This window comes from Halorubrum halophilum, assembly GCF_000739595.1.
GTDB lineage: Archaea > Halobacteriota > Halobacteria > Halobacteriales > Haloferacaceae > Halorubrum > Halorubrum halophilum.
In genome coordinates, this window is record NZ_BBJP01000020.1 from 1 (window position 1) to 9,053 (window position 9,053).

At 54.4% G+C, this 9,053-nt stretch carries 6 protein-coding genes; 3 read left to right on the plus strand and 3 right to left on the minus strand.

All coding sequences use genetic code 11. The features are described 5' to 3' along the window. Nucleotides 1–250 precede the first annotated feature (250 nt). The gene (locus ACP96_RS07245; protein WP_050032824.1) at nt 251–1,111 is read right to left on the minus strand and encodes a hypothetical protein; all 861 of its coding nucleotides are present in this window, start codon (nt 1,109–1,111) and stop codon (nt 251–253) included. Nucleotides 1,112–1,541: 430 nt separating this feature from the next. Between ACP96_RS07245 and ACP96_RS07250 the strand changes: the two genes are divergently transcribed. Next, a complete protein-coding gene (locus tag ACP96_RS07250) occupies nt 1,542–3,494 on the plus strand; it encodes a restriction endonuclease (RefSeq protein ID WP_050032825.1) in 1,953 nt (650 codons plus the stop codon). Between the two features lie 221 nt (nt 3,495–3,715). On the opposite strand, the gene ACP96_RS07255 is transcribed toward ACP96_RS07250, so the two are convergent. Continuing rightward, a complete protein-coding gene (locus ACP96_RS07255) occupies nt 3,716–4,978 on the minus strand; it encodes an AAA family ATPase (protein ID WP_050032826.1) in 1,263 nt (420 codons plus the stop codon). A gap of 141 nt (nt 4,979–5,119) precedes the next feature. Next, nucleotides 5,120–5,692, minus strand: coding sequence for a hypothetical protein (locus tag ACP96_RS18535; RefSeq protein WP_154020417.1), 573 nt, complete (start codon nt 5,690–5,692; stop codon nt 5,120–5,122). 378 nt (nt 5,693–6,070) lie between these two features. Here ACP96_RS18535 and ACP96_RS07260 point away from each other — a divergent pair, with 378 nt between their 5' ends. Together ACP96_RS07260 and ACP96_RS07265 are read left to right on the plus strand one after the other, a co-directional pair. Then, a complete protein-coding gene (locus tag ACP96_RS07260) occupies nt 6,071–7,300 on the plus strand; it encodes an AAA family ATPase (RefSeq protein WP_050032827.1) in 1,230 nt (409 codons plus the stop codon). Further along, nucleotides 7,300–9,045, plus strand: a complete 1,746-nt coding sequence (locus tag ACP96_RS07265; RefSeq protein WP_050032828.1) for a 5-methylcytosine restriction system specificity protein McrC — start codon at nt 7,300–7,302, stop codon at nt 9,043–9,045. Before ACP96_RS07260 ends, ACP96_RS07265 begins: the two co-directional genes overlap by 1 nt. Nucleotides 9,046–9,053 lie beyond the last annotated feature (8 nt).

Here is a 9,053-nt window from a genome sequence, read left to right on the forward strand (position 1 = left end):
TTTACAGACAAGATCATCAGATCAGGATGAGAGGCATCACTAACCGGTGAATCCTGGTCACGCTATCCAACTACGTCATCCACCGAAATTCTTGGTGTTTCGTACAGACATTCATTTTCCGCCCGTACACATCTACATAGGTCGTACACACCATCTAACGGCGGGATCTAAATCTTCGTACACCCCTAGTGTACGTCCACATTATTGTGTCTATAGGGAGATTGAGAGGGGGATTCACCCCCATTACAGACTAGGAGAAGGAGATGATATTATTGTCCTTAACGAATTCAAGCGTGCGGACTATATCGCCTTCAAGCATACTGGGAATTGTGATGACGCTGTCGCTGTGCCCAGAGCGACGCAACCGGTTGTTTATTCGTTTCTGCGACCAGTTGCTAGGGTCTCCACCGAAACGTCCGCCATCCAGCTCCAGAATCTCATGTTTGACGAGATTATTTAGCATTTGGACAATGTGCTCACGGCTTTCGCAGACCCACACTGTCGGCGCGTCGTCTATGTTGTCCCAGAAAGCGAACTTTTTCCGCCAAGTTTCGTAGCCGTTGTGTCGAGTGATTACTTCGACGCGGGCGGCGTAGTCGCCGTAATTACCGAGCAGTAGATCTGGATTGACTTGTTGTCCGAGGTTCGGATACAGACGTGTATGTGAAATTTGTTCAAGCTGATCGAAGTAGTTCTCTGCGACAAGGACGCCCTTTCGGTGGTGGAGATGCTCGCCCCCATCTCGACACAGTGGCCGGCCACTATGTTCGTCATTCGCCCAAGATGGGACAAACTGGGAAAGGCCACCAAAGATGGAATTCATAATTTGCAGGGCGGTTTCGGTCGGGGCCCAGTTGCATCGTCGACCGGCGACGTAGTGGTTACCGGTTTTGAATAGCTCTCTGCTTTGCATACGGGTTACAAATGCGTATTTTCCCTCGCTAAAGGTGTAGTCAACGAGTGTAGACAGTTCCGGTTCGTAGCTGGTAGCTATTGAGCCATGTTTGCCAAACTGTCTCCCGACGAACCAGAACGCGACGGGAATCAAGGAATTAACTTCTGGGGCTTCAAGCCCGTATTCCTTCGCTCGCTCGTGCGGATTGTTGGCCATAGTAAATTTAAGTCGGGATTGTAATAAAGGTCAGTAAATTAGCGATCTCTCATCCCGGTTATACATTACGCACAGACTTCCTCACAGCCCCTCGTTATGCAGCGGGAATGAATTGCGACTACCCCGATTCATTATTAGGCCTGCCCGTCAAGAATCAATCAGTACACCACTATATGAGGTACCGACTGGCTCACGGTCTCTTTCAGCAAGAGGAGAGGGAACGATGAAACGATTTCTCCGCTATATCGCGTACCGTGAATTGTACCGTTGGTTCCGTAATGTCGGGAAAAATGACGACGGCAGTTCCTCACAGTCGCGTGACCAAGCTGACCGCGCAGACACGCAGTCCACCCAGCGACGCGTAGACACACTCCCGATAGAAGAAGGGCCGATTGACAGCGTTAATGAGTTAAAAACCGTACTACAGCAGATGGATCCGTACGAGTTCGAGCACTTCGTTGCGGATCTCTGGGAGCGGATGGGCTGGGAAACTGATGTTTCCGCGGCGGCAGTCGACGAAGGCGTTGACGTTATCGCTCGCAAACAGACACCCTACGAACAAACGACACTCATCCAAGCGAAGCGCTACGGCCCCAACACGACTGTCGGATCGCCGGACATCCAGCAGTACGCGAGTCTCGACCAGCAATACACGGGGGTGGATAAGGTCGTCGTGGTAACGACAAACGAATTCACCAGTCAAGCCCGTGACCTCGCTGAACGGCTCAATGTGAAGCTCATTAACGGCGATACCCTCGCTGAACTCGTCGTTGAGCACGACGGGCTTGATCTCGTCGACGAATACATAGGGTTCGTCACGACCGTTGACCACGAGGACGACAGCGAAACCCCCGACCAAGTCGGCACAGAAGGCAACGCGGAGCGACAGAATACCGCCACGGCGACGCCAGCAGCAGATACTATGAATCACCTAGGGTCGGTTCCGTCCACGATTTGGCAGAAGATCATTATCGCTGCCATCCCTGGCTGGATTATCGCGTTCTTCGGCGTCGAAGTGTTGCCCACAGCACTCTGGGGTATCCTCTTTTTCACCGTCTGGCTCGGGCTCCCTTTTGCTCTTTACCTCGATGCAAGACATATCCGGAAGTCCACTGACTGGCCGCAGTACTGGTGGGCGTACGTCGTTACAGCACTTATCTGGTTCCTCGCAATTGTTCCGGCGGGCCTCTACCTGTGGCGGCGTCGATCTCTTGATGAGTCCACCACCGCCGAATCAGCCTCGTCACACGCAACCGACGCAGAAACAACAGAGACAGCCACTCCCGGCGATACTGAATCAGAACCATCAGAGGGGGCGGCTGACCGAACTGCTCGATCACCACGTGAACCTGACGACGCATCGTCCGTAGAGCACGTCCCTGACCGGGTGGACATCGAATACGACGGTGAACAGTACTACGCACAAAGAACTACATCGCCGGACGGGGAGTACACGGCCGCCTACCAGGATGGCCGGTCAGGACCAGGGCAAGGCGAGTCCAGACCGGGTCGCGTGTTCCTGTTCGAGGGCGATGAGCTCTGCTTTACGACCGACATCGACCGGCCGAATGCGTGTGCTGTCGCAAACGACGGGACTGTCGCGGTCGTTGACTGGAAGGACTGGGGCGACACGCTCTCTGGGACATTCCACGTTTTCAATCGGTCCGGGCACCGCTTCGTGAAGCATGACTTCGATTCGAACATCGGCCCGGTTGCCATCACGCCTGACGGTGCCTACGCTGCAACTAGTACACTAAACCCGGATTGCAGTACTTACCTGTTCGACGTTGATGCCGGTGAGCGTCTGCTCCGCCACGAGAATCAACACGGGAACGTCAATCACCTCGAATTCGTCAAGCGAGACAATACCTGGATGCTTCGGCTTGGTGAGCCAGATGATGACTCAGCGTACGGCATCGACCTTGGTGGGCACGTTGTCTGGAAAAGTGAGGGGGTGAAACGCCAAGAGCGGTTAGAGGATCTCATAGAACGCAGCGAGGAATCGGACCTGCGCGAAGCAGTGGTGTTATTGGAAGAGGCGATGGGGCTGGCGTCCGAAGACTACGAGCAACGAAACGTTGCACAGCAATTAGCAGAGACGCACTGGAACCTCGCCAAGACAGTTAGTCAAGAGCACGGGCCGACAGACGAATGGTGGGACCATCTTGATCAGGCTGCGCAGTACTACCGGGAGACTTTGCCTCGCTACGCTGGGAAACAAGGCCTAGCGAAGGTCAAACGCAAGCAAGGGAAACAGCACTTAGATGACGGCAACGAAGCAGCCGCCCGTGAGTGCTTCGAGACCATCGCCGATCTCGAAGATGAATACGATGTCCAGCTCCTGACTGATGCTGACGAGCGCCGACTTGGGAAGCTGCAATAATGGTCACTCAAAGCGACAGTCTTCCAAGACACGGCACCGCGAAATCGGAGACAAAGGCGTGATTCGGACCTAAATACGGCACTCAATGCGACCATCACAAGCTACAGACACAGGGAAATGGTGGAGCGGGCCGAAAGATGACGCATAGACTCAGAGTCGGGAGAGTATGCTGACAGCATGACTGTACCACACTTCTGTGGTGAAATCCATAATAGGGTAAGTCAGTAACTTAACGCCTGCTGCACATCTTCTCCGGTGATCTTGGCTTCACCGTTGCGGAACAGGCTGTTTCGGGCCGCCTCTTCAACGAGACTGGTCAAGTCTGCGGCAGTCATCCCGTCTGTTCTTTCAGCGACCGCCCGAATCTGGTCTTCCGACAGACGGTGGGGTCGGTCGGCCAACTGTGCTTGCAGGATAGAAGCGCGCGCGTCACAACCCGGCATCCCGATGTGGATCTTCTTGTCGATCCTGCCGGATCGGATCCCTGCCTCGTCCAGAGACTCCAACCGGTTCGTCGCACCGATGAACACGATATTGTGTTCATCCGTGTTTTCCAACCAGTTCAGGAACTCATTCACAACTTTCGTGTCCTCTTCGTGTGCTTGGCCAGCACTGCGGTTCTTCAGAACCGAATCGAGCTCGTCGAGGAAAACCACGGCTCCCCCAGCCTCTTCGGCAACGGCTTTTCCTTCCTCGAACAACGCCTTCACCTTCTGCGACGATTCGTTAATCCACTTGCTCTGTACGTCGGCCCCACTCAACTTCACAAATGGGAGTCCGAGTTCGGTGGCTAGGGCCTTCGCCAGGAAGGTCTTCCCCGTTCCAGGCGGCCCGTGGAAGATAATGTTCGACGGACTAATCCCGAGTGCTTCCGCTTTTTCTCGCTGTGTTGTGAGCGGGATCATCACGTCCCGCTTCAATTCTGTTTTCAAGTCTTCCATCCCACCCACATCCTCGAATTCTACCCCAGTATCGGTGGTCCAATCGAAATCCAGCTCTGTCAAATCAGTACGTTCGTTCTGAGTGGATCGGTTGTCTGATCGGAAGTCCTCTCGTATCTTATGCGGATCTCCTGCCGCTGTCGGACTCATTGGAGATGGCTGACGATCGACCTGCTCTTCGGTTGCCCACTGCATAGTTCTGTCTCGCACATACTCAGGATCCAGCTGCTCTTCGTGTGTTGCCGGCGAAGGCATCTGCTGCAGTTTCGCTAGGCGGTACGACACATACGCGATAGGGCCTGCAATGAGCACTACTGCGGTAAGTTCGCTTGGAGTCGGATCGGCTCCACTGTTGAGAATCCAGTTGGTGGTGATGCGTAGGGTGCTGAGACCCGTTCCGACGAGTCCAGCACCACCAACTAGTGTGTGCGTACTTTGACCAAGCAGTTCCAGCGATGCAATTTCTTCGAGGACCCCCCATAGTACCAGCAAAACCATAATCGCCACTGCAAGGATCACTAATACCGCTCCAGCGACCGACATCGGCCATAGGACTCCGCCAAACCACGCATTAACCAGTTGCGTCTGTACTACAGAATGGCCTGCGAGTACAGTCACAGCTACAAGTAGGGCTTCTGTAGTACAGGCTAACACTCCAGATAACGTGGATTTCATCGACTCGTATCAGCAGTCAGCTGGTGATATGAGTGGCAAGAGATCCATCTCGTCGGCCCGAACAACACGATTCAGAGTGTCTTCCGGATAGGGTTCCGGAATCTGATCCTTGACCTTCTCCCTTGATGCGCAGCCAATGATCCGGATTCTGGCGCTTGAGGCAGTCCAGTCGAACACGTGGGTTCGGACGTATAACTCCGATTTCAGTGGCTTATCAGGGCGCACTAGTAGGTCTGGCCGATTCATTTTCGGGGTCGCTGTTGATTTGACATCAATCGTAGTTCCGTGAAGCGAGAGGTCAGTGCCATCATCGCCCTGCGTGTATGCGTTCGGATCCACATTGAGCCCGTAGAGGCGTGCGACTGCAAGTTCGCCTAAGAGTCCGATTTGATGGCTGGAGAGGGCAGTACGACTACCAAACACGACACCCTCATCGATTGCTGAGTCGTTACGCTTCTCAGCAAGGTCAAGTGCCCGTTGAATATCCTCACGGGAGAGCTTGACTGTTGGTAGGGCTTTGAGCGGTACGTCTGCGGGAGTCAGTCCGAGAGACTTTTCTCGGGGCAGGTGCTTCTGTGCCATGGGTGATCACTTTCAGGTGGACACCCCCGGTCGCGTGCCCAAACACGCGGCCTTTCTGCAAGGCGGCACCGGGTTGATGTCTGTACAAGAGTGTATGACATCCAGTTAAAAGTAGACTTGTATTTCGATCGAAAACTGCGCAGCAAAACGCCATAGTGCGGGTCGGTTCCAGCGGAAACAGAGGGGTTAGCGAGATCGACAAGAAAGTTGAGTGAGGTCCTGTTCACTCTGTGGTCAGGAAGTCATTTCTCGATGAAGATGGCACTCTGGTCTTTTGGAGATCAGTCGGGCTGAGTGATTTCTTCGTGATGAACCGAAGAGTCGGCTTTGGCATTCGAGGAATGGTTTTTATATGCTACACGGTACCTGTATGCTATAATGAGTAACTCGTCGGACGGCTATACTGTCGAAGAAGTCAAAGATGATATTGGAATTCTTCGCCGGGTAACTGACGATGTTGTCGAGGCAATTGAGAATGCCGAGAGCGAGGACGTATTGGAGTATCTCATCGAAGAGCAAGAACTCGATCGATTACACGACGGTGAGCGTGGTCTCGGCCAGGTTCGTCGGGCTGTCCTCGAATCACCACTTGCGTCCGATCGTCTCAAGCGTCTTGTGAGTCTGCGGGGCGACGAAACACCTGAGGAGATTCTGGTTCCGCAGGATGTCCAGCGAAACGCGAAGGTTGCATTAGAGGCTGGAAAGCCCGTTGTCCTCTACGGGCCAACCGGAACAGGGAAAACGACCTTCGCCAAACAACTCGCCCGAGAAACTAGCATCGGATACAGTCTCAATACTGCAACGCCGTCGTGGACTCCGTCCGACATCATTGGTGGTGTCAGTCCAGACTATACCGGTGAATCGCTAAGCTATCGAACGAAGCTTGGATGTGTCTCAGAAGCCGTAGAGCGCGCGCGTGACTTCGATGTCGAGTATGGAGTGATACTCGACGAGATCACGCGAGCAGACATCTCGAAGATCTTTGGTCCTCTCTACACGGCTATCGAGAACCCTCACCAGACGATCTTCGAGACTGACGAAGGGAAGACTATCGAACTCGACGAACGGGTGAACATCATCTGCACGATGAATATGTCGGACCGGACAGTGAACGAACTTGATAACGCAATCACCCGTCGGTTTGCGATGATCGAGCTCGACGAGTACGAGGAAGACAAACGTCGGCAACTCTTCAAGGACTGGATCACCACCCACATCACCAGTGAAACGGATCTCGACGAGAACGAGATTCTTCGGCTCTTTGAACGGGATTACGAAGGAATCAATCACGGAAATGAAGCGACCTCGCAGGGGCCGATTATGCGGTTCGGCCCGATGCACTACCGAGATGTGGCGGTCTTCCTCGGCGTCGGGTGTCGTGAGGGCGGCGAGTACGAGTACGACCAAACGGACGCAGTCGGCCAGGCATTCCGCACTTACATCGTTCCTCGCCTGCTGAATGCCGCGGCATTTCCGCAGATTGAGCGTATCGCGGAACACTACCGCGCATTGAACGGTGAGTTCGAGGAGTTCGATCTGTCGCCTGCGGCTGAACTGGCCGAACGCGAACTCGAACAGGAGCGGCGGCAGATGGGTTCCTACGAGTAATGAGTACCGTTGACGAAGTCTACGAATACGGGCAAGATACCTTCAACATCCCGGAACGGGGTGAAATCCGCATAGAGGGCTGTCCGTCGTCCATAATGGACCAGCTTCGTCGTGCGTCATTTACTCAAGAGAGTCCCGGCGTCTTCACGAAAAGTCAGGAAGCGCTCGACTCCGATCAGGAATACGAGGTTGTGACCGTCACGGTCGACGGCGACGACAACGAGATACTCCACGTCGAGGCAACGGACATCGTCGGCGTCGTGAGTCTCACGCCCTCGTCGAAGGTACAGGTCGACCCGAAGATCGATTGGGAGTACATCTTCGATATGCTGCTGGCCGTCTACGACCAGAATAGGTCGGTCAAATACCACGGCATCCCGCTACAGGACTTCCTCTCTGACGACATCCATCTCGAAGACGTATTCGTCGTTCTGGCGATCAACTACCTCGATGGATTGGAGACCATCCAGCGGAACGGGTACATCCGTGACCTCGTAATCAAACGGACGAATAGCTTGGACGGTCGCGGGAACATCGATGTCGAGCAGACACTGTTGAACCACGCTCGCGGAACGATCGAGCCCCAGTGGATTCACAATGAGACGGAATACGACAACGCGGTGAATTCGCTACTGCATTTCGCGGGGAAGACACTTCTTCGACTTTTCAGACAGAAATCGCCTGAGAACCACCATCCGGCGTACGATCGGATATTCTCTGAGGTCCACCGCGAGGTAGAGCGATTGGAGAGTATGGGCGTCGATAGCGGACTTGATCGGATGGATGAATACCGGGAGATCTCGCTGAATAATCTCCCGAAACAGCGCCAGTACTACCGGAAGGCGTTCGATGTATCGAAGGCGGTTATGTCGTCGTCGCTCGGCCAGCAACTGCGTGACGGGCCGCGGGAGCTGGTGGTGGACTACGTCCTGAATATGGAGTCGCTCTTCGAGCAGTACTCCCAGGTCGTCATCGAACGCGAACTCAACTACATAAAATCCTACGACCATCTTGGAGACCTGAACGACGTAACCCCCGTCCGATCCCCGTCGGTGAAGCCCTTCGAGGGCGAGGGATCGATCTACCACGAGCCCGATCACGCGCTTCAGGAAGGCGACGAGACTCTCGCCGTGTTGGATTCGAAGTACTACGCCGAAGGGCACGATCCGGTGAAGGAATCTCCGTCCCGATCCCGACTGTTCAGCTACGCCTACCTGCTCCACTCGGATCGACTCGCGTTCCTCTGTCCGCTACTCGAACCACGTCGCCGGCGAGTGGCTCAGACCGGGGCCGAACTGGAGATCGTCTCGCCAGAAGAAGAGTTCGAACTGGACGCATACGACGAGGTCGTCCACGACTATCTTCACAGTGTTCTCGTCGAGAAGAGTCCTGAACTCGAAACGTTCCGCGCTGTTGCGGAGAACCAACTATGTCTTGACGGCGTTGACGAGAGTGATTTGAGTCGTGCCACGGAGATGAGTGGCCCGTTCACATTCAAGGACACACAGGATTTCTCTCTGCGGGTCATCAAAGCTGCAGCTGACGAATACTCCTACCAGGTTCGGAACCGATACGACTTGGAGCAGGAAGGTGACTGGACACGGGATCAGATCGAAACGCGGTGTGAACGACGGTACGAACATACCACTACGTGTGTCCCCGTCTTCTGTCGTGACGGTGGGCGAGAATGGATTGATCTCTACTTCTTGGAGAACGGATCAGGAAAGATAGAGGTACGTGTTTAGCCCCGTCT